The organism is Streptomyces sp. NBC_00873, from assembly GCF_045207415.1.
Lineage (GTDB): Bacteria > Actinomycetota > Actinomycetes > Streptomycetales > Streptomycetaceae > Streptomyces.
Map to the genome: position 1 here is coordinate 973897 of NZ_CP108803.1, position 24565 is coordinate 998461.

At 71.0% G+C, this 24565-nt stretch carries 22 protein-coding genes and 3 pseudogenes; 8 read left to right on the forward strand and 17 right to left on the reverse strand.

Annotated features, from left to right (window positions below; genetic code table 11):
- Positions 1-10: 10 nt before the first annotated feature.
- The 4 genes from OH809_RS04605 to OH809_RS04620 all read right to left on the reverse strand — a co-directional run bounded on the left by OH809_RS04605 (position 11) and on the right by OH809_RS04620 (position 4843).
- A complete protein-coding gene (locus OH809_RS04605; RefSeq protein WP_406514849.1) occupies positions 11-1645 on the reverse strand; it encodes an extracellular solute-binding protein in 1635 nt (544 codons plus the stop codon).
- Positions 1646-1694: 49 nt separating this feature from the next.
- A complete protein-coding gene (locus OH809_RS04610) occupies positions 1695-2615 on the reverse strand; it encodes a carbohydrate ABC transporter permease (protein ID WP_406423730.1) in 921 nt (306 codons plus the stop codon).
- Positions 2612-3604 carry an ABC transporter permease gene (locus tag OH809_RS04615; RefSeq protein ID WP_406423728.1) on the reverse strand — a complete coding sequence of 331 codons (993 nt, stop codon included), beginning with the start codon at positions 3602-3604 and terminating at the stop codon, positions 2612-2614. Before OH809_RS04615 ends, OH809_RS04610 begins: the two co-directional genes overlap by 4 nt.
- 99 nt (positions 3605-3703) lie before the next feature.
- Positions 3704-4843 carry an ROK family protein gene (locus OH809_RS04620; protein WP_406514850.1) on the reverse strand — a complete coding sequence of 380 codons (1140 nt, stop codon included), beginning with the start codon at positions 4841-4843 and terminating at the stop codon, positions 3704-3706.
- Between the two features lie 97 nt (positions 4844-4940).
- Here OH809_RS04620 and OH809_RS04625 point away from each other — a divergent pair, with 97 nt between their 5' ends.
- Together OH809_RS04625 and OH809_RS04630 are read left to right on the forward strand one after the other, a co-directional pair.
- Positions 4941-7841 carry a glycoside hydrolase domain-containing protein gene (locus tag OH809_RS04625; RefSeq protein ID WP_406514851.1) on the forward strand — a complete coding sequence of 967 codons (2901 nt, stop codon included), beginning with the start codon at positions 4941-4943 and terminating at the stop codon, positions 7839-7841.
- Positions 7842-8088: 247 nt separating this feature from the next.
- Positions 8089-8655, forward strand: a complete 567-nt coding sequence (locus tag OH809_RS04630) for a sigma-70 family RNA polymerase sigma factor (RefSeq protein WP_406514852.1) — start codon at positions 8089-8091, stop codon at positions 8653-8655.
- Here the strand turns inward: OH809_RS04630 and OH809_RS04635 are convergent.
- Positions 8589-8786 (reverse strand): zf-HC2 domain-containing protein, encoded by a 198-nt coding sequence (locus tag OH809_RS04635; protein WP_406514853.1) that lies wholly within the window; start codon positions 8784-8786, stop codon positions 8589-8591. The genes OH809_RS04630 and OH809_RS04635 overlap by 67 nt on opposite strands.
- A 124-nt stretch (positions 8787-8910) precedes the next feature.
- On the opposite strand from OH809_RS04635, the gene OH809_RS04640 reads away from it, so the two are divergent.
- Complete coding sequence (locus tag OH809_RS04640) at positions 8911-9447, forward strand: hypothetical protein (RefSeq protein WP_406514854.1); 537 nt, start codon at positions 8911-8913, stop codon at positions 9445-9447.
- 15 nt (positions 9448-9462) lie between these two features.
- On the opposite strand, the gene OH809_RS04645 is transcribed toward OH809_RS04640, so the two are convergent.
- The 12 genes and pseudogenes from OH809_RS04645 to OH809_RS04700 form a co-directional block, all read right to left on the reverse strand.
- Complete coding sequence (locus tag OH809_RS04645) at positions 9463-10653, reverse strand: sensor histidine kinase (RefSeq protein ID WP_406423719.1); 1191 nt, start codon at positions 10651-10653, stop codon at positions 9463-9465.
- Positions 10650-12131 (reverse strand): cation acetate symporter, encoded by a 1482-nt coding sequence (locus OH809_RS04650; RefSeq protein WP_406423717.1) that lies wholly within the window; start codon positions 12129-12131, stop codon positions 10650-10652. The genes OH809_RS04645 and OH809_RS04650 overlap by 4 nt, the downstream gene beginning before the upstream one ends.
- Complete coding sequence (locus tag OH809_RS04655; RefSeq protein WP_327242797.1) at positions 12128-12490, reverse strand: hypothetical protein; 363 nt, start codon at positions 12488-12490, stop codon at positions 12128-12130. The genes OH809_RS04650 and OH809_RS04655 overlap by 4 nt, the downstream gene beginning before the upstream one ends.
- A 63-nt stretch (positions 12491-12553) precedes the next feature.
- Positions 12554-13306 carry a LytTR family DNA-binding domain-containing protein gene (locus OH809_RS04660; RefSeq protein WP_345518603.1) on the reverse strand — a complete coding sequence of 251 codons (753 nt, stop codon included), beginning with the start codon at positions 13304-13306 and terminating at the stop codon, positions 12554-12556.
- Positions 13307-13347: 41 nt separating this feature from the next.
- Positions 13348-13694, reverse strand: a pseudogene (locus OH809_RS04665) (hypothetical protein); the annotation flags it as partial.
- A 1-nt stretch (position 13695) separates the two neighbouring features.
- Positions 13696-14007, reverse strand: coding sequence for an L-rhamnose mutarotase (locus tag OH809_RS04670; protein ID WP_266978273.1), 312 nt, complete (start codon positions 14005-14007; stop codon positions 13696-13698).
- Entirely contained in the window at positions 14004-14993 is a 990-nt protein-coding gene (locus OH809_RS04675) for an aldo/keto reductase (RefSeq protein WP_406516230.1), read from the reverse strand. Before OH809_RS04675 ends, OH809_RS04670 begins: the two co-directional genes overlap by 4 nt.
- Positions 14994-15117: 124 nt before the next feature.
- Complete coding sequence (locus OH809_RS04680; RefSeq protein WP_406423714.1) at positions 15118-16524, reverse strand: wax ester/triacylglycerol synthase family O-acyltransferase; 1407 nt, start codon at positions 16522-16524, stop codon at positions 15118-15120.
- A gap of 166 nt (positions 16525-16690) precedes the next feature.
- A pseudogene (locus OH809_RS04685) lies at positions 16691-16858 on the reverse strand (ATP-binding protein); the annotation flags it as partial.
- Between the two features lie 48 nt (positions 16859-16906).
- Entirely contained in the window at positions 16907-17620 is a 714-nt protein-coding gene (locus tag OH809_RS04690) for an FAD:protein FMN transferase (RefSeq protein WP_406425380.1), read from the reverse strand.
- A 34-nt stretch (positions 17621-17654) separates the two neighbouring features.
- Complete coding sequence (locus tag OH809_RS04695; RefSeq protein ID WP_406423712.1) at positions 17655-18095, reverse strand: FMN-binding protein; 441 nt, start codon at positions 18093-18095, stop codon at positions 17655-17657.
- 23 nt (positions 18096-18118) lie between these two features.
- Positions 18119-19471: a ferric reductase-like transmembrane domain-containing protein gene (locus OH809_RS04700; RefSeq protein WP_406423710.1), complete on the reverse strand. Its 1353-nt coding sequence runs from the start codon at positions 19469-19471 to the stop codon at positions 18119-18121.
- 198 nt (positions 19472-19669) lie between these two features.
- Here OH809_RS04700 and OH809_RS04705 point away from each other — a divergent pair, with 198 nt between their 5' ends.
- The 5 genes and pseudogenes from OH809_RS04705 (at position 19670) to OH809_RS04725 (ending at position 24426) form a co-directional block, all read left to right on the forward strand.
- Positions 19670-20404 (forward strand): response regulator transcription factor, encoded by a 735-nt coding sequence (locus OH809_RS04705; protein WP_406423708.1) that lies wholly within the window; start codon positions 19670-19672, stop codon positions 20402-20404.
- Positions 20401-21825, forward strand: coding sequence for a sensor histidine kinase (locus OH809_RS04710; protein ID WP_406423705.1), 1425 nt, complete (start codon positions 20401-20403; stop codon positions 21823-21825). The genes OH809_RS04705 and OH809_RS04710 overlap by 4 nt, the downstream gene beginning before the upstream one ends.
- Positions 21826-22010: 185 nt before the next feature.
- Positions 22011-22343 (forward strand): annotated as a pseudogene (locus OH809_RS04715) (YndJ family transporter); the annotation flags it as partial.
- A 69-nt stretch (positions 22344-22412) separates the two neighbouring features.
- Positions 22413-22922 carry a DUF1990 family protein gene (locus OH809_RS04720; protein WP_406425378.1) on the forward strand — a complete coding sequence of 170 codons (510 nt, stop codon included), beginning with the start codon at positions 22413-22415 and terminating at the stop codon, positions 22920-22922.
- A 67-nt stretch (positions 22923-22989) separates the two neighbouring features.
- On the forward strand, positions 22990-24426 hold the full coding sequence (locus OH809_RS04725; protein WP_406423703.1) for a lipase maturation factor family protein: 1437 nt from the start codon (positions 22990-22992) through the stop codon (positions 24424-24426).
- Positions 24427-24565 lie beyond the last annotated feature (139 nt).

Below are 24565 nucleotides of genomic sequence, written 5' to 3' on the forward strand. Positions count from 1 at the left end.
TTCCGGACCGTCAGGGGTTCTGCTCGAGGGATTTCTGGTACTGCTTCTTCATCTGGTCCAGGCCCTTGGAGCCCCATTCCGACCAGAACGGCTTCCACTCGCTCATCCTCTTGCGCCCGGCCACGATGTCGTTGATGAGGTCGTTGGCCTCGGTCGACATACGGCCGTAGTACTGGGTGTAGGCGTCGGAATAATGGCCGACGGCCGCGTTCGGAATGGCGGTCTGGAGCAGCTTCTGCTCGACCCCGTAGATGTCGCGGACGTCGTCGGCGCCATGCGTGCCGGGAAAGAGCGAGGGCGCGAGCACGAAGGGCGATGTCGTCGCCGTGGTCAGGCCGCTGAACAACCCCTCGACCTGCTGCTTGCCCTTCTTGGTGCGCTGCGGGAAGCCCTGCTTGTCGTAGGTGAAGTCGGAGCCTTCCTCTCCGAATTCAAGGAACTCGCGCTCCTTCGAGCCGAACGGGGCCGCGAGGTAGTTGAGCACGTCGAGCAGCATGCGCACACGCTTCTCGCTGCCCTTCTTGATCGCGGTGTACCCGATGGTGCCGAACGCGTGGTAGTGGGCGTTGGCCTTGTGGCCGTCCGCGTCGAAGGGGATGAGGATCTCGGCGGCCAGGGAGGGGTCGTTGGTGCGCGTGTCCTTGCGGGCGCCCGACGGGTTGGCGTAGACGACCGCGCCGATGGATCCCTGGGCCATCTTCAGATAGGCGTCGGCCATCTTCGGGTCGCCGGGATAGAAGACGCCGGCCTTCTTCAGCTTCTGGGCGAAGTTCAGGGCCTCCGCGTACTCGTCCGACTCCATCCAGAAGGTGACCGAACCGTCCTTCTCCCGGGCCCACTTGTTGGGGGCTCCGTAACACTGGCTCAGCACGCTGACGGCATTCTGGTAGATCGGCTCGAGCGCCCACACCTTTCCGCCGGTGACCTCCTTGCACTTGGCGAGGAACTCATCGGTGCTGCTCGCGGAGAATCCGTCCGCCTTGTCCCAGATCCTCGGGTTGCCGCCGTACACCTGACCCAGGGCCGGGTACGGGCTCGGCGCGCCCCAGATCTTTCCGTTGACGACCGCGGTCTTCCAGTGTGCGGGCGTCATCGCGGCGAGGTTCGGATAGTCCTTGACCGCGTCCCCGGAGACGTACTCCGTGATGTCCGCGCATTTGCCCTCCAGCAATTGGGCGATGTGCTGAAGGCCCTGGTTCGGCGGTATCCACATCAGGTCGGGCAGATCGCCGCCCGCGACGATGGCGGGGAACTTCTCCTCGTAGCCCGGGTCGGTGCCGAGTATGGCAGTGAGGTCGATCCCGAGTTCCTTGTTGACCTTCTGCCAGTGGTCGTTGCTGCCCTTGGGCAGCGGCGGCTGGGTCCAGATCTCGGTGAGCAGCGTGACCTTCGAGCCGTCGCCGGGGGTCTTCGCGATGCTCTGGACGAGCTCCTTGGGGTAGGAGAGGAAGCCCGCGGACAGGCCATCGGTGCTGGGCGCCAGGTCGGGCTTGACCCTGGTGAAGGGGGTGTACGACGGCAGCTTCACCTTGGCCGATGCGGCCTCGCCCTTGCCTGCGGTGGACGAGCCGCAGCCGGTGACGAAGGTTGAGGCCGCGCCCGCCGCGACGGCGGTGCTCAGGCCCAGGAAGGTGCGTCGGGACATGCCGGTGATCATGAGGATTCTCCGCACTGGGGACGAGGGACGGGAAGGGTCAGCCCTTGATGGCGCCGGTGAGCACGCCCTTGGTGAAGTACTTCTGGAGGAACGGGTAGAGCATCAGGATCGGGATGAGCGCGAGCATGACGACCGCCATGGAGATCGACTGCTGGGGCGGCAGGTGGGCCACGCCGAGCTGGTCGGCCGCCATCTGCTTGTTCTGCACCACATAGGTGCGCAGCAGCAGCTGGATGGGCCATTTGCCGGAGTCGTTGAGGTAGAGCATCGCGTTGAAGAAGGCGTTCCAGTACGTCACCGCGTAGAAGAGCCCGACGACGGCGATGACGCCCTTGGAGAGCGGCAGCACGATCCTGGTGAGGATCCGCCAGTCGCCCGCTCCGTCGATCCGGGCGGCCTGGTACAGCTCCTCGGGGATGTTCATGAAGAACGCCCTCATCACCACCAGGTTGAAGGCGTTGACCAAGCCCGGCAGGATCAGCGCCCAGTACGAGTCGAGCAGCCCGAGCTCCTTGACCAGGACGTACATCGGGATCATGCCGGGGGCGAAGAGCAGGGTGAACAGGACGAGCAGCAGAACGGGCCTGCTGCCGGGGACGCCGCGCTTGCTCAGCGCATAGGCCAGGGCGATGGTCGTCAGCAGGGAGAGCGCCGTGCCGACGCCGGTGATCAGGACGCTGACCGTGACGGCGCGGGTGACGAGCCCGCCCGAGAGGATGGTGCGGTACGCCTGCAGGGTGGGCTCGGTCGGGAAGAGTACGTATCCCCCGGCGGCCGTGACCTCCTCGCGGGAGGCGAGGCTGGTGGAGAGGACGACCAGGAACGGCAGGGTCATCACGGCCACGATGACGGTGAGAACGACGGCTTTGGCCGCCGACCCGAGCCGGGTCGGCGGCTCCTCCCAGGCGGCCCTGCGGTCGGCGGGCCGGGGCTTCAGCAGGGGCAGTCCGATGGTCATTTGCTGTACACCCCTTGCTCTCCGAATGCATGGGCGAGCCGGTTGGCGCCCCAGATCATCAGTGCGCCGACCACGCCCTTGACCAGGCCGGCGGCGGCGCCGATGCCCCAGTCGCCGTAGACCACGCCGTGGTAGTACACGTAGGTGTCGAGGACCTCGGCGGCTCGGGCGCCGACCGCGTCGCGCTGGAGGAGGAACTGCTCGAAGCCGACGGACAGTACGTCGCCGAGGCGCAGCACCAGCAGCATGATCGTGACGCCGCGGACGGCGGGCAGGGTGACGTGCCACATGCGCCGCCAGGGTCCGGCGCCGTCCACGGCAGCCGATTCGTACAGGCTCTGGTCGACGTTGGCGAGCGCCGCCAGGTAGATGATCATGCCCCAGCCGATGTCCTTCCAGATCACCTGTGCGGTGATCAGCATCGGGAAGGTGCCGGGATCGGTCATCACGTCGAGGGCCGAGAGCCCGTGGTCACGCAGGAAGTTGCTGATGAGTCCCGCGCCGCCGAGCACCTGCTGGAAAAGGGCGACGACCAGCACCCAGGAGATGAAGTGCGGGAGGTAGACGACGCTCTGCACGAACTTCTTCACGCGGCTGCTGACCAGGCTGTTGATGAGCAGCGCGAGGGCCAGCGGGGCGGGAAAGAAGAAGATCAGCTGCAGCGCGGCGAAGGCCAGCGTGTTGCGTACGGACTCCCAGAACGCCGGGTCGGAGAAGAGCTCCTGGAAGTTGGCCAGGCCCACCCACGGGCTGCTCCTGAAGCCGATGAACGGCTGGTAGTCCTGGAAGGCAACGACGTTGCCCAGCATCGGCACGTAGAAGAAGACGGCGAAGAAGAGCAGGCCCGGGGCCATCAGGGCGAGCATCACCCAGTTGTTCCGCAGCCGGACCCGCAGCGGTACGCGCCGCAGCGGGGGCCGGCCGGTCTTCGCCCTGGACGCTGGAGGGGACGCTGCCCGGGGGCTGCGCGTTGTTGCAGGGGATGTCACACGTACTCCCTGGCCTGACGGAACGACGAATTTAGAAACCAACTTTCCGAAAAGAGTGGCCACATCATCGAAGCGTTGAACCGATACGTCAACAGCCATTCAGTCCTTTGGAGTTGGACTTTTCTGCACCGTGTTCTCGATATGTTCCAGTACCAGCCGGGCTGCCCCGATCGCAGTTGATTCCTCGCCGAGTGAGGAGTTCTGGACGTTCGGCGTGTTCGGGCAGAGGACGGCGAGTGACGCGGCGAACGGCTCGCTGAGCAGCGCTCCGGCCCGGGAGATACCGCCGCCGAGCACGACCAGCTCGGGATCGAGGGCGGCGACATGGGGCGCCAGGCATGCGGCGAGCGACTCGGCGAAGGCGCGCAGCGCGTACCGTGCGCCGCCGTCCCCGGCCGCCGCCGCCTCGACCACGGCGCGGGCGGCGCTGTCCCGGGTGGGCAGCTCGGCGCCCTGGTGTCCGGCGGACCAGTCCAGCAGCCGGCGGTAGGCAGCCGACCAGCCGTCCGGGGGCAGCAGTTCGCCCGCGGCGCCGCCGTGGCCCCGGTGCAGCCGGCCGTGCAGCCACAGGCCGATGCCGGGGCGGTTGCCCACGTAGAGGTAGATGGCGTCCCGGACCCCGACGGCCACTCCCCCGGCGCATTCGGCGAAGGTCGCCAGCTGGATGTCGTTGCCCACCAGTACCGGGCCCGGGGTGCTGTCCGCGAGCTCGCTCCCGAGGTCGAGTCCGGTCCAGCCGGGCAGCGCGGTGCTCCGCACCACCCGGCCCGCGAGGTCCACCATGCCGCTGGTGCCGATGCCGGTGGCCAGTGGGCGCACCCCGGCGCTCTCCGGCCGGGCCAGGCACGCCTCGATCGCCCCGCGGACGGTGTCCAGCCGTTCCTGGGCGGTCATGGCGGGGGTGACGGCGACCCGTTCCGCGGCGACGGTGCGGCCGAGCAGGTCCACGGCGTGCACCAGCACCTTGTGCGCCCCGATGTCCACGCCGATGACATGTCCCGCCTCGGCCCGGAACCGGAAGCGGCGGGCCGGGCGGCCCACGGAACCGCTGTTGGCCCGCAGCTCCACCAGTCGGCCCTCGCGCAGCAGCTGCGCCGTGAGGTCCTGGGCGGTCGGCCGGGACACCCCGATCAGCCCGGCGAGTTCCGGCACGGTGACCTCGTCGCGTTCGCGCATCACCCGCAGGGCAGCGGCCGTGTTCAGTCGGCGCAGCAGCGAGGCGTCCCCACCCCGGTCCATGGCGTCTCCCTTGACAGCGTGATCGTCGGCTCTCCATGGTGTCCCATGGCAATTCAGCAACTTACCTAATAAATAGCGCCCTTGAGGGAGTGCGGACATGGGTGAGCAGGGCCATCCCGAGCTGCAGTGCGGGCTCGGTTCGTGGGACAGCGACATGTACGGCAATCACCGGATCCTGGTGCGCGCCCCCTCGGGCGGCCCCGTTTTCGGGGCGGAGTTGCCGTGGCGGCGCAGAGATCCGGACCCCGGGGCGGTGGACGTCCTGGTCCTCGCCCCGTCCGGCCGCCGGGTACGGAACACGGTCCGGATCGAGGTCACGGCCGAGCGCGGCCGGATCGCGTTCGAGCCGGTGGAGGGTCCAGGCGACTACGCCGTGCACTATCTGCCGTACGCGCACACGGGCCGTCCCCACTATCCACAGGCTGCCTACCGGCATCCGACGCCGACCGCGGACCCCGACTGGGTGCACCGTTGCGGGCTGCACCGGCCGGACGGGGTCTGGGTGTCGCTGCCGCGCGCGGAGGCGTTCCGCTACGAGGCCGTGAGCGCCGTCGACTCCTTCGCCCCGCTGGGGTTCACGGCCACGGCCGACGAGTGTGCGGCGCTGACCGCGGCGCATCCGGACGAGCCGTTCCTGCTGTTCGGCGAGGACCGCGACCATCCGCTGGGCCGGTACGACCGGCTGCCCGCCCGCTGGGCCCGCGCCGTGCCGTCCGCCCCGTTCACGGGTGCGGCGTCGCGCGGCGAGTTCTACGTGCTGCAGGCCGGGGTGTATGCGGTGCAGGCGCTGACGGAGCTCCGTACCGAGGTCCGGCAACTGCCGTTCCCGGTCCGGTCGCTCAGTGCGGGCGGTACCGACGCACGTGGGGAGCCGTTCGAGAACCGGATCGATGTCGGCAGGGGGCATGTCCACGCGCTCTGGTTCGGCCTGGACATCCCGGAGGCCGCCGAACCCGGCACGTACGAGGGTGAGATCGCCGTACGCGCCCACGGCACCGGAGAGCGGGTGCTGCCGCTGCGGATCACTGTCGGTCCGCAGACCGTTGCCGACCACGGCGCCGGGGACCCCGCCCGGCTGGCCCGGCTGCGCTGGCTGGACTCGACGCTCGGCCAGGACGACGAGATCGTCCCGCCGTTCACCCCGGTGAAAGTGGCCGGACACCGCCTGGAGATCCTCGGCCGGGCGGTGGAGATCGGCCCCGCCGGGCTGCCGCAGCGGCTCACCTCGTCGTTCACCTCCGGGGTGACGGGCACGGACGGTCCGGAACGCGATCTGCTGTCCGGACCGATCGCGTTCACGGTCGGCCACCCGCTCGACCACGGTCCGCTGAGGCTCGACCGGATCGGACCGGCACGCGTCCGCTGGTCCTCCGAGGCCACCGGCCCGGGTCTCCGGCTGCGCGCCGAGGGAGCGTTGGAGGCCGACGGCTTCCTCGTCGTACGGACGACTCTCGAGGCGGTCGACGAGCTCGCCCTCGACGTGCGCCTGGACGTGCCGGTCCGGGCGGAGATCGCCCGGTACACGATGGGTCTCGGGCTGCCGGGGCAGGTCTGCCCGGAGACGTACGACTGGCAGTGGGACACCCCCGTCCACAACCAGGACGCGCTCTGGCTCGGCTCCCCGGCGGCGGGTGTCCAGCTCTCGCTGCGCGACGAGCACTACGCACGGCCGCTGAACACCAACTACTACCGCGAGAAGCCGCTGGTCACGCCTCGCTCCTGGGCCGGCGACGGCAGCGGCGGGGTCCGGCTGCGCACCGAGGACGGGGTGCGGACGGTGAGCGCGTACAGCGGTCCGTTCCGGATGGCCGCCGGGGAGAGCCGCTGCTTCGAGCTGCGGCTGCTGCTCACCCCGTTCAAGCCGATCAGGCCCGGACTCCAGCTCGCCGAGCGCTACTTCCATGCGTACGCCGCCCCCGCCGAGGTCGCCGCGTACGGTGCGAACGTCGTCAACATCCATCACGCCACGCCGCCCAACCCATACATCAACGACCCGCTGCTGGCCGCCGATGTGCTGCGGGACTACACCACCGAGGCACACCGGCTCGGCATCCGCGTCAAGGTGTACGACACCGTGCGTGAACTGACCCGGCACAACCGTGAGCTGCCCGCCCTCGCCTCCCTGGGCAGCGAGGTCCTGGCGCCGGGGCCAGGCGGCGGACACGCTTGGCTGCGCGAGCATCTGGGCACGGACTACGTCCCCGGCTGGGTGGCGCCCGACGTCGCCGATGCGGCTGTCGTGACCTCGGGCGACTCGCGCTGGCACAACTCCTATGTGTGCGGCATCGACCGGCTCCGCCGCCGGATCGGGGTCGACGGACTCTACCTCGACGACGTGGCGTACGACCGGACCACCATGAAGCGGGTCCGCAAGACACTGGCCCGGTCCGGCGACACCGCGCCGCTGATCGATCTGCACTCCTGCAACCAGTACCGGGAGCCGGACGGCTTCGCGTCCAGCGCCAATCTGTACGCGGAGCTGATGCCATACACCGACCGGCTCTGGCTGGGCGAGCTGTTCGACTACGAGGCGACCGACCCCGCGTACTGGCTGGTGGAGCTCTCCGGGATTCCGTTCGGGCTGATGGGCGAGATGCTGGAGGGTGGCGGCAACCCGTGGCGGGGCCTGGTCTTCGGAATGACGGCGCGCGCCCCGATGACCGATGTCCGGCCGCTGTGGCGGGCCTTCGACGCGCTGCGGCTGCCCGAGGCCGGGTTCACGGGATGGTGGGCGGACGAATCGCCCGTGGCGACCGGCCGGGCCGATGTCCTCGCCTCCACCTGGCAGGGACCGGGCGGGACGGCGACCGCGGTCGCTTCGTGGGCATCGACGCCGGTGGAGTGCGTGCTGACCGGCTCCGGCGACCCGGTCGCGGCGTACGCACCCGCGATCGAGGGTTTCCAGCCGGAACGCTCGTTCGCGGCGGGCGAGCCGGTCCCGGTGGCGCCGGGCCGGGGGTGGCTGCTGTCCGTACAGCCGGCGCCCGCTCCCCGCTGACCGCCACCGACCCCGCACCCGGCCACGCCGCACGCCCGGCCGAGTGCGGGGTCGCGCGCCCCGCACGACGCCCGCCCCCCTGTCCGTTCACCGCCCGGCCGACCGTTCACCGCACCATTCGCCGCTCCGTGCGACCGCTCGTCGCACGCCTCGGTGCATCTGCTGTTCGTCGCGGCCCCGATGCGTTCGTATACGGCGCAGACAGCGGCGAGGCGGCAGGGGCCTCCGCGGGAAAGGGGCGTTCACAATGACCACGACGACCGATGAGCGGGCCCTCGCGGAGTTGCAGCGCGAACACGGTCCCGCGCTCCTCCACTTCCTGCTCGGTCTGACCTTCGGCGACCGGCAGCGCGCCGAGGATCTGCTCCAGGAGACGCTCGTACGCGCCTGGCAGCACCCCGAAGCGTTCGACAGTCCGTACGAATCGATGCGACCCTGGCTCTTCACGGTCGCCCGGCGGCTGGCGATCGATGCGCGCAGGTCCCGTCAGGCCCGGCCGACGGAGGTCAGCGACCTCGTACTGGAGAGCGCCCCGGGCCGGGCGGACACGGCGGAGGCGACCGTCGCCGCCCTCGATGTCCGCGAGGCGGTGCGGACGCTCAGCCCGGAGCACCGTGCGGTGCTGGTCCAGATCTACTTCCGCGGGCTGAGCGTGGGCGAGACGGCGCAGGTGCTGGGCATACCGGCGGGCACGGTCAAGTCCCGTTCCTACTACGCGCTGCGCCTGCTCTCCCGCAACCTGCCCGGCTACTCCAGCAGGTCCTCCTCGCTCAGCAGGCCGAGCAGGGACACCGTCTCCGCGACCTCCACATAGTCGGCGGCGCATCCGTCGCAGTCCTGCAGATGCTGCGAGACCAGCCGGGCCTCCGGGTCGGTGAGCGCATCGAGCACATACGCGCCGAGCAATTGCCGCATGTGCGGTCCCTCCCCGGGATCGGCGGTCATCGCAACCTCATGTCTGTGACGGATCGGGTCGGACGGATCCTGTCCTTCTGGCCACGCGGGGCGCGCTCCCCCGGTTCAATGCTGCGTGTGGCCCGGTGCCGAGATGAGGAAGAGGCGAGACGGGATGCGTCCGGAACGTACGGATGGAACCAGTGGGGGCGGGCTGCTGGTCCCGATGGCCTGGATGTACGCCGAGTACATCGCCGATGAACTGCTGCGGACCGGCGATCTGATGGAGCCGTCGACGCTGGAGTACCGCGCGGGGCGCGAGGCGCTCGCGCTGACCATCTTCCTCTCCGACGGGGCGGTGGCCGATGCGCTGCCCGCGACCCGGATGGACGAGCTGCGGCTGCTCACGGCGTACGGGAGTGCGTGGCGCCGCTGGGTCTGCGAGCGGCTCGACGCGGCGGCGTCCGCGGTCCCCTCGCCGGACGGCGGCCGGGGTGTTCCGGATCCCGATCTGGCGCTGGCCCGGCGTGCCTGGCGGTGGCTGGACGAGACGGAGCTGCTCGCCACCGATCTCGACGCCATCGGGCCGCCGCCGTGGGAGCCGCTCGGCACCGAGGGCGACGAGGAGTGGGCGCAGGCGTCGGCCCAGGTGTGGACGCCCGCCTGGCAGCTGGGGCTGCCACTGGGGCATCTGGCGATCCATCTGTACTGAGCACGGCGGGTACCCTCACGAACCGTGCACCCCGGCGCGGTACTTCGGCAGCCGCACCGTGATCTTCATCCCGGCGCCGATGCCAGTCTCGATCACGAGCCCGTAGTCGTCGCCGTACACCTGGCGGAGCCGCTCGTCGACGTTGAGCAGTCCGATGCCGGTGGAGTGTCCTCCTTCGCCGCGCAGGATGTGCCGCAGCCGTTCCGGGTCCATTCCGGTGCCGTCGTCCTCGATGACGACCTCTGCCTCCGAGCCCGCGTCCAGTGCGCTGATGGTGATGCGGCTGCGGGTGACGGCGCCTTCGAGTCCGTGCTTGACGGCGTTCTCGACCAGAGGCTGGAGGCACAGGAACGGCAGGGCGACGGGGAGGACTTCGGGGGCGACCTGGAGGGTGACCGCGAGCCGTTCACCGAAGCGGGCCCGGACGAGGGCCAGATACTGGTCGATGGAGTGCAGCTCGTCGGCGAGGGTGGTGAAGTCGCCGTGGCTGCGGAACGAGTAGCGGGTGAAGTCGGCGAACTCCAGCAGCAGTTCGCGGGCCTGCTCGGGGTCGGTGCGGACGAACGAGGCGATGGCGGCGAGGGAGTTGAAGATGAAGTGCGGGGATATCTGGGCACGCAGGGCCCTGATCTCGGCCTCGATGAGCTGCGTGCGGGACCGGTCGAGTTCGGCGAGCTCGAGTTGTACGCAGACCCAGCGGGCCACCTCTCCGGCTGCCCTGGCCAGGACCGCCGACTCGCGCGGGGCGTAGGCGATCAGGGTGCCGAGGACTCGGTGGTCGACGGTCAACGGCACAGCGACGGCCCAGCGCAGCGGGCAGTCGAGGTCGTCGCAGTCGCTGTGGAAGGCGGTGTCGCGGCCGCTGGCGAGAAGCCCCTGCACCTGGTCCATGACGTGTCGGCCGTGGTGGTCGCCCTCGCCGTCCCAGACGAGGACCCGGTCCCGGTCGGTGAGACAGAGCGCGTCGGTGCCGAGCAGGGAACGCAGTCTGCGGGCTGACTTGCGGGCGCTCTCCTCGGTGAGTCCGGCGCGCAGCGGGGGCGCGGCGAGCGAGGCGGTGTGCAGCGTCTCGAAGGTGGCGTGCTCGACGGGGGTGCCGACGTCGCTGGGGCGTACGGTACGGGCGGTGCGGCGGCCGAGCAGGAACCCGGCGCCGAGCAGGAGGAGCACGAGCAGGACGAGGACGGCGTACGCGGGCCCTGTCATCGGTGCCTCCCTGGTATGAGGGCCTCCGGCAGATGGAAACGGGTCATCGCGGCATTCGTGCCGACCGGTATGCGGCCGGGCGTGGCGAGCGACACCAGGACCATCGCGAGGAAGCCGACCGGCACCGACCAGACGGCGGGCCAAGCGAGCAGGGTGTGCGGCCAGCCGGGCGGGCGCACCGCACCGCTGACGGTGATCGCGACGGACAGGAAGGCGGAGCCGCCGCCGAGCACCAGTCCGGCGATCGCGCCCGGCGGGGTGAGCCGCCGCCACCAGATGCCGAGGACCAGCAGCGGGCAGAAGGACGACGCCGATACGGCGAACGCCATCCCCACGGAGTCCGCCACCGGCACCCGGCTGACCATGAGTGAGCCGGCCAGTGGTACACACATGGCGAGAACGGTGGCCAGCCGGAACTGCCGTACGCCGCGCGAGGGCAGGACGTCCTGGGTGATGACGCCGGCGACCGCCATCGTGAGTCCGGATGCGGTCGACAGGAACGCGGCGAAGGCGCCGGCGGCGATGAGTGCGCCGAGCAGGTCCCCGCCGAGCCCGCCGACGACGCGTTCGGGCAGCAGCAGCACGGCGGCGTCCGCGTCCCCGCCGTGGATCAGCTCGGGGGCGTACAGCCTGCCCAGTGCCCCGTACACGGGCGGCAGCAGGTAGAACACGCCGACCAGGGCAAGGACGGCGACGGTGGTGCGGCGGGCGTCGCGGCCGTTCGGGCTGGTGTAGAAGCGGACGACGACGTGCGGCAGCCCCATCGTTCCGAGGAACGTCGCGATGATGAGCCCGTAGGTCGCGTACAGCGGATGGTCGGCCCGGAAGACGGACAGCTGCTCGTCGAAGGTGACCCGTGGCCGCCCGTCGCCCTGCCAGGCCAGCACCAGGAAGATCGCAGGGACCAGAAGCGCCGTCAGTTTCAGCCAGTACTGGAAGACCTGGACGAAGGTGATGGACCGCATGCCGCCCGCCGCGACGGCGACCACGACGACACATGCGACGAGCACATCGCCGAGCCGGCCGGGCGCTCCGGTCAGGATCTTCAGGGTGAGCCCGGCACCCTGGAGCTGCGGTACGAGGTAGAGCCAGCCCGCCCCGACGACGAGCATGCTCACCAGCCTGCGCACCTGCCGCGATTCGAGCCGCTCCTCCGCGAAGTCGGGCAGGGTGTACGCCCCCGAGCGGCGCAGTGGCGCGGCGACGAAGACCAGCAGCACCAGATAGCCGGCGGTGTAGCCGACCGGGTACCAGAGCATGTCGGGGCCGTGCACGAGCACCAGGCCGGCGATGCCGAGGAAGGAGGCGGCGGAGAGGTACTCGCCGCTTATCGCGGCGGCGTTGAGCCGGGGGCGCACGGTGCGGGAGGCGACGTAGAAGTCCGAGGTGGTACGGGAGATGCGCAGCCCGAAACCGCCGACGAGGACGGTGGCGAGAACGACGGCGGCGACGGCCACGACCGCGTACGTGCGGCTCACTGTGCGGGGCGGCCTTCCACGAGCCGGGCGAAGTCGCGCTCGTTGCGCTCGGCCCGCCGCACGTACCACCAGGCGATCAGGGTCAGCGGCGGGTAGGCGGCGAAGCCGAGGACTGCCCAGACGACGGCGGCGCTGTGCAGGGCGGCGAAGACCAGCGGCAGCGTGCCGACGACGACGGCGAGGACGGTGAACGCGGTGAGTCCGGCGCGCAGCTGGCTGCGCATCAGCGAGCGGACGTAGGCGCCGCCGAGCGCGGTCTGCTCGTCGATCTCCGACTGGGTGCGGTAGCGGGGCAGCGGGCGCACCCGCCGGGGCTCCCCCGTCACCACTTCACGCCGGGGCGTCGACTCTGCGGACATGGGCTCGGAGTGTACGCAGCCTGGGACCGCTCTGGGAAGGTTTCGGACCTGGGTAGTCCCTGGTCAGCGGCCCGTCTGCCGCATGAGCAGATCACGCAGGGCGCGGGTGTGGCGGCGGCTCACGGCAAGCGACGCGGTGCCGATCCGGACGCTCATGCTGCCCGCGTCGAGCCGCAGTTCGTCGATCCGTCCGAGGGCGACGAGATGGCGGCGGTGAATGCGGACGAAGCCGCGCGAGCGCCAGCGTTCCTCCAGGGTGGTGAGGGGGATCCGGACGAGATGGCTGCCGCCCGCGGTGTGCAGCCGGGCGTAGTCGCCCTGCGCCTCCGCGTACGCGATGTCGTCGATCGGGATGAACCGGATCACTCCGCCCAGTTCGACGGCTATCTGGTCGGCTGCGGTGTCCTGGAGGGAAGCGGAGCGGTCGCCGACCTGTTCGGCGACGCGGCGGACGGCTTCGGCGAGGCGTTCGCGGCGGACGGGCTTGAGGACGTAGTCGACGGCCTTGAGGTCGAAGGCGTGGACGGCGAACCCTTCGTGGGCGGTGACGAAGACGATGAGCGGGGGCGCTGCGAACCCGGCCAGCAGCTGGGCGACATCGAGTCCGGTGAGGCCCGCCATGTGAATGTCGAGGAAGACGACGTCGATGGCGGACGGGTCGTCCGGACCTGCGTCGACGGCGCTGCCGATCCGGCGCAGCGCCTCGGTGGCCCCGGTGGCGCCTTCGGCGCTGCGGATGCGGGGGTCGGCGCGCAGGAGGTAGAGCAGCTCCTCCAGGGCGGGTGCTTCGTCGTCGACGGCGAGTACGCGCAGCATGAGGCCGGAGTGTAGAGCGTGTCCGGAGGTGTTGGCCCCAGGGTGATGTCGTCCTCGGTGGGTCTCGCCGCGAGTGTGAACGAAGACATCTTCGCGGTGTGCAGGATCTCGTCGCTGTAGGCGTTGCCGATGCCCGCGATCAGGGACTGGTCGCGGAGGGCGCCCTTGATCCGGCGCCGCTCCCCGGCAAGCAGTGCGGCGGACGCGTCCCGGTCGAAGGGGCGTCGAGCGGGTCGGGTCCAAAGGCGCGGGCCTCGGGCTCCAGGCCGGTCAGGATGAAGGTGCGCCGGAGCGGGGCCAGTTCCTCGCCGTTGATCCACTCCTGGTCGCGTACCGACAGGTCCCACACGTGGTGGGGGGCGTCGACGATCCGTTGCCGGCCGGTCATGTCACAGCTCCCAGGCGACGGGGAGACCGGCTTCGGCGCCGTCCGACGAGTAGTCGTGCGCCACGTCGAGGAGTTCGTCCATCCGGGCCTGCCAGGCGACGTTGACGGGCAGCTGCTCGAGCTCGGCGAGGAGCCGGGCGTAGTCCTCGCACTCGATGACGTGGAACAGCTCGGTGCCGCTGCGCCAGATCGTCCAGGAGGTGGCGCCCGCAGCGCGGATCGCCGCGGTGAGCTCCGTGGGAACTTCGCGGTGCGCCGCCTCGTACTCCTCGATCCGGTCGGCGCGGACCTTGGTGTGCAGGGCGATTCTCATGGCCGGTGTCCGTCCTCGGTGAGCAGGCCCTCGGCGCGCAGTTCGTCCCAGAGGGCGTCGGGGATCTCGCGGGAGAGCAGGTCGGCGGCGTCGCGTATCTCGTCGGGCGAGCGGGTGCCGACGAGCACCGTGGCGACGGCGGGGTGGGCGAGCGGGTAGTGCAGGGCGGCGGCGCGCAGCGGTACGCCGTGGCCCTCGGCGACGGCCTTGATGCGCAGGGCCCGGTCGAGAAGGGTCAGCGGGGCGGCCGCGTAGTCGTAGGTCGCACCGGGGCGCGGGTCGGCGAGCAGCCCGGAGTTGAAGACTCCGCCGACGACGACGCTGCGGCCGCGTGCGGTCGCCTCGGGCAGCAGCTCCACGAGCGCGGACTGGTCGAGCAGGGTGTAGCGCCCCGCGCAGAGGACGGTGTCCACGTCGGTGTCGCGGAGGAAGCGGGTGAGCATCGCGGTCTGGTTCATGCCCGCGCCGATGGCCCCGACGACGCCTTCCGAGCGCAGCTTCTCCAGGGCCGGGTAGGCCTCGCGGAAGGCGGCTTCCGCGTGGTCGTCCGGGTCGTGCAGATAGGCGATGTCGATGCGGTCGAGACCGAGCCGTTCGAGGCTGTCCTCGATGCTGCGGCGTACGCCGTCGGCGCTGAAGTCCCAGCGGCGGCGGTGGGTGGCGGGCACGGCGAAGCCTTCGGTGAGGCCGTCGTACGAGGCGATCGGGTCGGCCGGGAGGGGGTCGAGCAGCCGGCCGACCTTGGTGGAGACCACGTACGATTCGCGCGGCCGGTGACGCAGGGCCGCGCCCAGCCTGCGTTCGGAGAGGCCGAGCCCGTAGTGCGGTGCCGTGTCGAAGTAGCGGACGCCCTCGTCCCAGGCGGCGTCCACGGCGGCGGCGGCCTGGGCGGGGTCGACCTCACGGAAGAGATTGCCGATGGAGGCCGCCCCGAAGGACAGCTCGGTCACCTCGACCGCACTGCTTCCCAGCCTGTTACGCCGCATGCCGCTGCCGCCCTCACCGTTGATCGTTAATTCCTGCACAACGAATATTCATCGGATCACTTGGACGCGTCAACACCCTCGGCCCCACGAACTACCGCACCTACGCCGAAATCTGTCCGATCTATCAGGACCGTTGGGAGGGTTGACCGACCGGTAGGAGGTCGAGCAGCTCGCGCAGCTCGTCCTCGGCGCAACGGGCCAGCCGCTCCAGGTCGGGGACCGCCTTGCCGTCGGCCACCAGGCCGATCTGCACCCGGCCGCCGTACGTGGACAGGGCGATGGCCAGTGACTGCCCGCGCGCCAGCGGCGCCATCGGGTAGACGGCCCGCAGCGGGCAGCCGCCCAGCGAGAGCGCCGAGCGCGGCAGGGGCACGCTCGTGACCAGCACGTCGAAGAGCATCCTGGCGGCGCTGCCGGCGAGCGGGGCGCCGAAGCGGTGGGCCAGTGAGGGCAGTTGATCGGCGAGCACCGCGACGGCGCCCGCACCCCGCAGTGGTCCGGCGGCCTTGTTGCGGTCCATGGCGGTGCGGACGGTGCGCAGCCGCTCCCAGGGGTCGGACTCGGAGACGGGGAGCCCGAGCAGATAGGCGGAGAGCCGGTTCCCGGAGGCCGCGCCGGTGCCGGGCCTGCGCCGGGAGACCGGGACGAGGGCGCGCGGGTCGGCGACGGGCAGCTGCTCGCCGCGCTCCACCATCCAGCGGCGGAGCGCTCCGGCGACGACGCCGAGCAGGACGTCGTTGGTGGTCCCGCCCGCGACCCGGCGGATCCGGCGGACGGACTCGCCGTCCAACTCCGCGGTGGCCAGCCGACGGGTACCGCTGGAGATCGCGGTGAGCGCGGGGGCGCCGCGCAGATCGAGGCGGCTGGCCCACACGACGGAGGCACCGACCCCGAACGCCCGCGAGAGGTTCTCGATCCGGCCCAGCGCGAATCCGGCCACCTGGCGCGGCCCCGGCATCCACGAGCGGGGCGGGACCGGGCGCGCCCGGCGGGCGCTCACACCGCCGCGGGCGCGGGCTCCGAGGGAGGCGATCTCGTCGAAGATCCCGGCGCCGATGGCGACGGCGCGCATGCCGTCGGCGAGCGCGTGGTGCAGCTTGACGAGCACGGCGAAGGGCCCCTCGTCGCCGCCGGAGATGACGTACATCTCCCAGGGCGGCAGCCCCCGCTCCAGCGGCCGCTCCATCAGCTCGCCGGCGAGCCGGGTGGCCCCGGCCATGAAGCCGCCGTCCGGCGACTCGTCGTCCCGGGGCAGCAGCACGCGCTGGACGTGCCGATAGACGTCGAAGTCCTTGTCGACGGACCAGGCGGCGCCGCCGACCGGCAGCAGGACGTCCCGTACGCGCATCCGCAGCCGGGGGATCGCCGCGGCGCGGGCACCGAGCAGCTCCACCACGGCGTCCGCGGTGACGCCCGGCGCCGGAGCGGGCGCCGGCGAGAAGACGGCGAGCGCACCGAGGTGCATGGGGTGCGCATCGGTTTCGAGGTGCCAGAAAGCCAGATCGAGAGGTGCCAGTAGTTCAGTGCCCAACGGGTCCTCATGTCATCGAAGGCAAAGATTGCCGGAGTCAACGACTGCCGCAGTCGCAGTCAATCGCTCGCGTTCGGTTACGGTCAAGTACTGACATGTTACGTTCTGTTATCTTCTGGCAGTCCGCATCACGTCCATCGGCGTCAACCATGGCCACATGCCAGTCGCGCCTCGGGATGATGAACTCGCACCACACGCACTTGCCGCTGCCGCGGGATTCCACGCCACAGGCGTCCGCCAGCCGGTCCACCAGCATCAGCCCACGCCCGGACACGCCGGACTCCCCCGCGTCACGAGGGCGCGGCAGCGCGCTCGACCGGACCTCGACATCGACCCAGGGGGAGGCCCGACGCCTTGGCGCCAATGGCTGGAAGTCGGCGAACTACCAGCCGAACCCACTGGTGCGCCACTCCTGGCCGTCGGGTGTGAAGGCGAGCGCCTCGTACCCGTCCAGCGACTCCAGCCAGCCCCGTGCTCCACCGCCCATGGCGAACGCAGCCGTGGCGAAGGCGTCCGTCAGGGTCAGCGCCTGCCCCACCACGGTGATCGACGCGAGGCCCAGGGCCGGGGAGCCGGTGTGCGGGTCGAGGATGTGCGCACCGCGTTCGGCCGTTCCGGAGGTGGCGACCGCCAGATCACGTCCGGACACGACGGTGGCCAGCTCCCCGCGGCGCAGGGGGTGGGCGATACCGATCCGCCAGGGGACGCCGAGGGACGCCTCGCCACGCAGCTGAAGGTCGCCGCCGCCATTCACGCAGGTGTTGTGCGCGCCGCTCTCGTACAGCAGCTGCGAGGCGGCCTCGACCGCCCACCCCTTGACCAGCCCGGAGGGGTCGAGGACACCGCCCGGTGTGGCACTGAACCAGCCTCGGCTGACCCGGGTGACATCGCCGCACAGGTCGAGGACCTCACGGACCTCAGCCGAACAGGTGCCGAGCCCGGATTCGCCGCGGCCCAGCCGGCTGATGGCACTGTCCGGACGGTAGGTGGAGAACACCGCGTCGACGTGGTGGAGCCCGCGCACCGCATCGTCGAGGGCACGGCGGATCGCAGGGGTGGGCCGGTCCCTGATGTCGAAGGAGAACACTGTGCCCATCACGTGCTCGACATGGCGCAGCCGGTGCGCGCGATCAGCCACCGGCCCGGTCCAATGCGCTCTGCAGGGACTCCATATAGCCCTGACTGGTGTAGCTGGCTCCGGAGACGGAGTCGATGTGCGCGCTCTGGGCACCCAGCGCCTCCTGGGTGAGCCGGGGCAGCGCGGACGTGGCGATCTCCCGGTCGCGGCCGTTCTCATCGGGCGCCCGGAGCGTCCGCACGGCGGTGAGCTTCCCCTTGACGAGGGTGACGGCTACCTGCACCGGTCCGTACCGCGTGTCGATCGGATCGCCGTTGAACGTGCCGGTCGCCTTGGCGGCGCCGGGCGGGGCACCGGTCGACGTGCCCGGGGAGACCGTGGTCGTCGGACGCCTGCCCGCGTCGGGGAGACCGGGAGGCTGGTGCGGTTTCAGGGACAGCAGGGCCACGACCAGGGCACTGGTGCCGGTGGCGACGAGCACGCTTCGGCGCACGGTGTTTCTCCTCGGGGCACTCATCAGAACGCGAACGACTCGTGGTGGATACGGCGGCGCGGCACTCCGGCGTCGCGCAGGGCTCGGATCGCCGCCTCGGTCATGCCGGGCGGACCGCAGAGGTAGACGTCGTGCGCGGCCAGGCCGGGGACCAGATGGCTGAGGGCCGGTGCGGTCAGCGGGGCATGCCCGTCGACGACGTAGTGGACCGTCGCGCGGCGGCGGGCGGCGATGGCGTCGAGTTCGGCGCGCAGCGCCAGGTCCTCGGCCCGTCGGGCGCGGTAGACGAGGGTCACCGGTCCGGGCAGCGTCTCGAACAGGGTCCGCAGCGGAGTGATGCCGACTCCGCCCGCCAGCAGAAGCACCTGGTGGGCGGTACGACGGCGCGCGGTGAAGCCCCCGTACGGTCCCTCGGCCCAGACCCGGGTGCCGGGTGCGAGACGGGCCAGCGCGGCGCTGTGGGCGCCGTCGGCCTTGACGGTGATCCGCAGATGACGGGGGTGGGCGGGCGCGGAGAGCGAGTACGGGTTGGCCGTCCACCACAGGCCCGGGGTGAGGAAGCGCCAGCGGAAGAACTGCCCAGGCTCGGCTCCCAGCTCGTCCAGGTGCTCGCCGGTGAGGTACACGGAGACGACGCCGGGCGCTTCGGCGTGGACGGCGGTCACCGTCAGCCGGTGCCTCAGTCCGCGGAGTACCGGGACCGCGAACCGGTACCAGACGATCAGGGCGGCGGCGCCCAGGTAGAGGGCGTACCACGCCAGCTGCGCGGGTCGGTTGCCGACGAAGTCGGCGCCGTCGGAGAGCTGGTGTCCGAAGGCGAGGAAGATCGCCAGATAGGTGGCGAAGTGGAGGTAGTGCCAGGTCTCGTAGCTCATCCTGCGGCGGGCGGCGCGGGCGGAGACGACACCGGTGAGGAGGAGGAGCAGGAAGCCGGCGGTGCCCTTGAGGAGGTCCGGGTAGTGCAGGACCAGGACGGTGGTCTGGCTCACCACGTCCGTGTGGGCGCTGAGGGAGTACCCCCAGATGACGAGAAGGGTGTGGGCCAGGACCAGGGAGACGGTCCACCGGCCGCCGACGGCGTGCAGGCGCGCCAGCCGGTCGGTGCCGATGCTGTGGTCCAGCAGGGGGACGCGGGCCATCAGAACCATCAGGACCGCGCATGCGTATCCGGCCAGCAGCCCGGTGATGCGCCCGGCGTTGGTCAGCCAGCCCGCCATGCCGACGACGGCTGACGTGTCGCTCCACCACAGGGCGAGGACGGCCGCGGCCCCCGCGCAGATGACGGCGGACACGAAGTGGGGGGCGACGCTGCGCGGCGGGCGGCGGTGGCGTGTGCCCTTGCTCGCGTACGGCGCGGCGGGGGCTGTGGTGGTCATGGGGGGCTCCCCTCGTAACGGACCGCGGGGGCGGTCACCGGCGGCAAGCCTCGCAACGCATCTTCTGCGTACCTTCTGAATGGGCGGCCCACGCCCCGGTCCGCCGGGATTCCGGCAGGAACTCAGAGGCAACTCAGAGGGAACTCAGAGGTCCCCGGCGCCCCGCCGTCGTCCGTGCCGAGGGATGCTGGACAGATCATGGACAACCACCGCACACAGTCGCGTCTGCATCGCCCCGACGGGGGCCCGGTGCGGGTGCTGGTCGTCGACGACGAACCCGATCTGACCGAAGTGCTGGCCGGAGCACTGTCCGGCGAGGGCTGGCAGGTCCGTACCGCCGCGGACGGCGCCTCCGCCCTGGCCACGGCGCGCGAGTTCCGGCCGGACGCCGTCGTGCTGGACTGGATGCTGCCCGACCTGGACGGGCTGCGCGTGCTGCGGGAGCTGCGCCGCGAGGCCCGTGAGGTGTGCGTGCTGTTCCTGACCGCCCGCGATGCGGTGGAGGACCGTATCGCCGGAATCACGGCGGGCGGCGACGACTACGTGACCAAGCCGTTCAGCCTGGAGGAAGTCCTCGCCCGGCTGCGCGGGCTGCTGCGGCGGGCAGGGATGGCCGGTGCGCCGGGCCGGCAGCTGCTGACGGTCGGCGAGCTCACCATGGACGAGGAGGCCAGGGAGGTCCGACGTGGCGGCGCCGTCATCGAGCTGTCCCGCACCGAGTTCGAGCTGCTGCGGTTCCTGATGCGCAATCCGCGCCGCGTGCTGTCCAAGGAACAGATACTCGACCGGGTCTGGGCGTATGATTTCGGCGGCCGCGCCCACGTCGTCGAGCTGTACATCAGCTATCTCCGCAAGAAGATCGACGCGGGCCGCGCTCCCATGATCCATACGGTGCGCGGAGTGGGGTACGTCCTGAAACCGGATCCGTCATGAGGCGACCGCCGCCGCACACGCTGCGCGGGCAGCTCACCGCCGGGCTCGTTCTGCTGCTCGCCGCCGCATGTCTCGCGGTCGGACTCACGACCGTTTTCGCCCTTGAGGGCTTCCTCGTGGGCCGTCTGGACCAGCAGCTGACCGCGTCCGCCGGCAGGTTCCCCGCGAGCCTGGAGCACGAAGCCGCGCCGGACGCCGACAACCGCCCCGACTCGCGAGGCCAGGCCGACTCCACCTTCGGCGCGAGGCTGGCGAACGGCCGGGCGACCCAGGCCGCCGCGGTCGATGAGCAGAACGTCCGCAAGGTTCCGCTGACCGCCGCCGACCAGCGCACGCTGGCGGTCGTGCCCGTCGACGGGGAGGGCCGCAGCGTGCGGCTCTCTGCGCTCGGTGCCTACCGGGTCGCGGCCGTCACCGGCGACGACGGGGATGTGCTGATCACCGGGCTGCCGCTGCACCCTGTGGAAGAGACCCTGCACCGACTCGAAGCGGTCGAGGGGGTCGTGTTCGGCGTGGCCCTCCTCGCCACCGGGGTCGCCGGAGCCCTCTGGGTACGGGTCTCCCTGCGCCCCCTGCGACGCGTCACGCAGCAGGCGGTCGGCGTGGCCCGGCTGCCGCTGGCCAGCGGCGAGGTCGCCATGCCCGACCCGCTGCCCGTCACCGATCCTCGCACCGAGGTCGGGCAGGTCGGCACCGCGCTGAACCGGATGCTCGGACACATCGGGGACGCGCTCGCCCGACGGCAGGCGAGCGAGGAGCGGCTGCGGCACTTCGCCGCCGACGCCAGCCACGAGCTGCGCACCCCCGTCGCCAACATCCGTGGCCACGCCGAACTCGCCCTGCGCCACCACGGCCCCGTGCCCGCCGGGGTCCGGCACGCCCTGGAACGCATCCAGTCGGAGTCCGGGCGGATGAGCCACCTGGTCGACGATCTGCTGCTGCTCGCCCGCCTCGACGCGGGGCGCCCGCTCGACCACGAAGCGGTCGATCTGACGCTGCTCGTGCTCGACGCGACCGACGACGCGCGGGCCGCGAGCCTCGGTCACCGCTGGCTCCTCGACCTCCCCGAAGAGCCCGTGACCGTCACCGGCGACGCGCACCGGCTCCAGCAGGTGATCGGCAATCTCCTCGCCAACGCCCGGGTACACACCCCGGACGGTACGGAGGTGACGGTGCGGCTCCGTGCAGAGGCCGCCGAGGTCCGTCTCACCGTCACGGACAACGGGCCGGGCATCCCCGACGCACTGCAGCCGGAGATCTTCGGGCGCTTCGTCCGCACCGACCCCAGCCGCTCACGGTCCACCGGCAGCACCGGGCTCGGCCTGGCCATCGTCCGCGCGGTGGTGACCGCCCACGGCGGCACGGCCGATGTCGTGAGCCGGCCGGGACACACGGCGTTCCGGGTGGCCCTCCCGCGCTGACCCAGGAATCCTTGCTCACCCCCGCTGACCCTGGTCGAAACAGGCGTACGGCGCCACGATCACCCCCTCCCTCGCCGCAGCCACCTTGAACGCGTTCAAGAAAGCTCCTAGAGTCGGCACGGAAAGCTACTTGAACGCGTTCAAGGCGGGGTTGCGGCATGTCCGTACTGGTCGACACGATCGTGATGCTGGGCATGCTGGTCGTCGTACCCGTCGGTCTGCGCCTGACCGGCGCGCCCCAGCTCGACCGGACCCGCCGCCTGTGGCCGCTCTTCGCCGCACCCGGCGCCGTCTCCCTCTGGCTGCCACGCGGTGGCCCCGCGACAGCTCTCGCCGCCTGCTACGCGCTCGGGGTCGCACTCCTCGCCCTGCACGCGCCGCCCCGCCTGCTCCGTAAGGTCAAGTCCGCCACAACTCACCGTGCCGCACCCGCCGAGATCGCGCTGCTCACCGCCCTGGTCACGCCGTCGGTCGCCGCCCTCGCCCTGGTCGCCGAGCGCTCCGGGCACACTCTCTTCGGCTTCGGGCTCGGGCACCGTCCCGTTTCTCACCGACCCATTTCTCACCGACCACGGAGGCAGGACGTCATGAGCACCCTCACGTACCCGGAGGTCGGGGCCACCCGGCTCGGCCCGCTCCCCGACGGCTATCACCATCTCCACCACCGGGTCGCGGTGGGCCGCGGCCGGGCCGACTTCGAGACGGCGGGCGCAGCCGTCACCGGCTGGCGCATGCACCGCACCTCCGGCGCCCGGGTGCGGGCGTCGACGGCTCGCGCCGAGCCCGGAACCTCCGTGCGGGTGTCGATCGGGCTCGGTCCGTTCCGGTTCACCGCGCCGTGCGAAGTCGTCTGGACCGCGTACGAGAAGGCGCGCATCGGCTTCGCGTACGGGACCCGGCACCGGCACCCCGAGCGCGGCGAGGAGTGCTTCGTGGTCGATCTGGCAGACGACGGGACGGTGTGGTTCACGGTGCTGGCGTTCTCCCGTCCGGCCCGCTGGTACAGCAGGATGGCGGGACCCCTCGTGCCGGTGCTCCAGCGGTGGTACGCGCACCGGCTCGGCACCACGCTGGGACGGATCGTGTCGGAGGGCTGAAGCACTGAGAGGGGCTCACAAAATGGGCGCCCCTCTCAGTCGCTCGGCAGCGTCGATACTGGAAGTGATGGAATGGTTCACCGCAGATGGCTACTGGCTCAGCCGGCTGATCTTCCAGCGGGCTCTGGCCTGCCTCTATCTGGTCGGGTTTCTCGCCGCCGCCCTCCAGTTCCGGGCGCTGATCGGCGAACGTGGCATGCTGCCCGTGCCCGAGTTCCTGCGGCGAACGGACTGGCGGCTCGCTCCCGGTCTCTTCCGGCTCCACTACTCCGACCGGTTCTTCGCGGCCGTCGCCTGGACCGGCTGCGCGCTAGCGGTCGCGCTGATCGCCGGGGTGGATTCGTACGTTCCGCTCTGGGCGGCGATGCTGCTGTGGCTGCTGCCCTGGGCGTTGTATCTGTCGATCGTCCAGGTCGGCCAGGTTTGGTACGCCTTCGGGTGGGAGTCGCTGCTCCTGGAGACCGGCTTCCTCGCCGTCTTTCTCGGCAACGCGGACACGGCTCCGCCGGTGCTGGTGCTGTGGCTGCTGCGCTGGGTGCTGTTCCGGGTCGAGTTCGGCGCCGGGCTGATCAAGATCCGGGGCGACGAGTGCTGGCGCAAGCTGACCTGTCTGTATTTCCACCATGAGACCCAGCCGATGCCGGGACCGCTGAGCTGGTTCTTCCACCGGCTGCCCCGGCCCGTCCACCGGGTGGAGGTGGCGGCCAACCACGTCACCCAACTCCTCGTCCCGGTATTGCTCTTCACCCCGCAGCCGGTGGCGAGTGCGGCCGCGGGACTGATGATCGTCACCCAGTTGTGGCTGGTGCTCTCCGGGAACTTCGCCTGGCTGAACTGGGTGACCATCGCTCTCGCCCTGTCCGCCGTCGACTGGTCGCTGTTCGCTGCGCAGCCCGCGCAGTCGGCGCCGCCGCTCTGGTACGACGTGGTGGTCATCGCCGTCACCGCGCTGGTGGTCGCCCTCAGCTACCGTCCGGCGCGCAATCTGATCTCCCGCCGCCAGGTGATGAACCGCTCCTTCGATCCGTTGCATCTCGTCAACACGTACGGCGCGTTCGGCAGCATCAGCCGGGTCCGGCTCGAGATCGCGGTCGAGGGCACCGACGAGACGGTCCTCCACCCCGACACCGTCTGGCAGGAGTACGGCTTCCGCGGCAAGCCGGGTGATCCGCGGAGGCTGCCGCGCCAGTTCGCTCCCTATCACCTGCGCCTGGACTGGCTGATGTGGTTCGCGGCGCTCTCGCCCGCGTACGCCCATCCCTGGTTCGGACCGTTCCTGGAACGGCTGCTGGAGAACGACCGGGACACACTGCGGCTGCTGCGCCACAACCCGTTCCCCGGCACCCCGCCCACGTACATCCGCGCCAGGGTGTACCGCTACCGGTACACGACCTGGCGCGAGCTGCGTGCCACCGGGAACTGGTGGCGCCGCACCTATGTGCGGGAATTCATCAGACCGGTGTGCCTCGCCCCCGCCCGCATCAGCCCGACCACGCCCCCTTGAGGACCCGGGCCCTAGGGCTACCTGGACGCCGCCCGGTGCGGTGACCGGGCCGGGACACGCCGGAGCCCCGGACCTCCGTTGTGCCGGAAGGCCGGGGCTCCCTGGCTGACGAGCGTCGCGGACGTCGGGCGGGCGCGCA

Coding starts and splice junctions, on each gene's coding strand:
- OH809_RS04610 (WP_406423730.1), bottom strand. CDS start 2,615: ATGACCATCGGACTGCCCCTGCTGAAGCCCCGGCCCGCCGACCGCAGG.
- OH809_RS04710 (WP_406423705.1), top strand. CDS start 20,401: ATGAGGCGACCGCCGCCGCACACGCTGCGCGGGCAGCTCACCGCCGGG.
- OH809_RS04700 (WP_406423710.1), bottom strand. CDS start 19,471: ATGACCACCACAGCCCCCGCCGCGCCGTACGCGAGCAAGGGCACACGC.
- OH809_RS04630 (WP_406514852.1), top strand. CDS start 8,089: ATGACCACGACGACCGATGAGCGGGCCCTCGCGGAGTTGCAGCGCGAA.
- OH809_RS04705 (WP_406423708.1), top strand. CDS start 19,670: ATGGACAACCACCGCACACAGTCGCGTCTGCATCGCCCCGACGGGGGC.
- OH809_RS04640 (WP_406514854.1), top strand. CDS start 8,911: ATGCGTCCGGAACGTACGGATGGAACCAGTGGGGGCGGGCTGCTGGTC.
- OH809_RS04690 (WP_406425380.1), bottom strand. CDS start 17,620: ATGGGCACAGTGTTCTCCTTCGACATCAGGGACCGGCCCACCCCTGCG.
- OH809_RS04670 (WP_266978273.1), bottom strand. CDS start 14,007: ATGAGAATCGCCCTGCACACCAAGGTCCGCGCCGACCGGATCGAGGAG.
- OH809_RS04635 (WP_406514853.1), bottom strand. CDS start 8,786: ATGACCGCCGATCCCGGGGAGGGACCGCACATGCGGCAATTGCTCGGC.
- OH809_RS04675 (WP_406516230.1), bottom strand. CDS start 14,993: ATGCGGCGTAACAGGCTGGGAAGCAGTGCGGTCGAGGTGACCGAGCTG.
- OH809_RS04645 (WP_406423719.1), bottom strand. CDS start 10,653: ATGACAGGGCCCGCGTACGCCGTCCTCGTCCTGCTCGTGCTCCTCCTG.
- OH809_RS04625 (WP_406514851.1), top strand. CDS start 4,941: ATGGGTGAGCAGGGCCATCCCGAGCTGCAGTGCGGGCTCGGTTCGTGG.
- OH809_RS04720 (WP_406425378.1), top strand. CDS start 22,413: ATGAGCACCCTCACGTACCCGGAGGTCGGGGCCACCCGGCTCGGCCCG.
- OH809_RS04605 (WP_406514849.1), bottom strand. CDS start 1,645: ATGTCCCGACGCACCTTCCTGGGCCTGAGCACCGCCGTCGCGGCGGGC.
- OH809_RS04655 (WP_327242797.1), bottom strand. CDS start 12,490: ATGTCCGCAGAGTCGACGCCCCGGCGTGAAGTGGTGACGGGGGAGCCC.
- OH809_RS04660 (WP_345518603.1), bottom strand. CDS start 13,306: ATGCTGCGCGTACTCGCCGTCGACGACGAAGCACCCGCCCTGGAGGAG.
- OH809_RS04620 (WP_406514850.1), bottom strand. CDS start 4,843: ATGGACCGGGGTGGGGACGCCTCGCTGCTGCGCCGACTGAACACGGCC.
- OH809_RS04725 (WP_406423703.1), top strand. CDS start 22,990: ATGGAATGGTTCACCGCAGATGGCTACTGGCTCAGCCGGCTGATCTTC.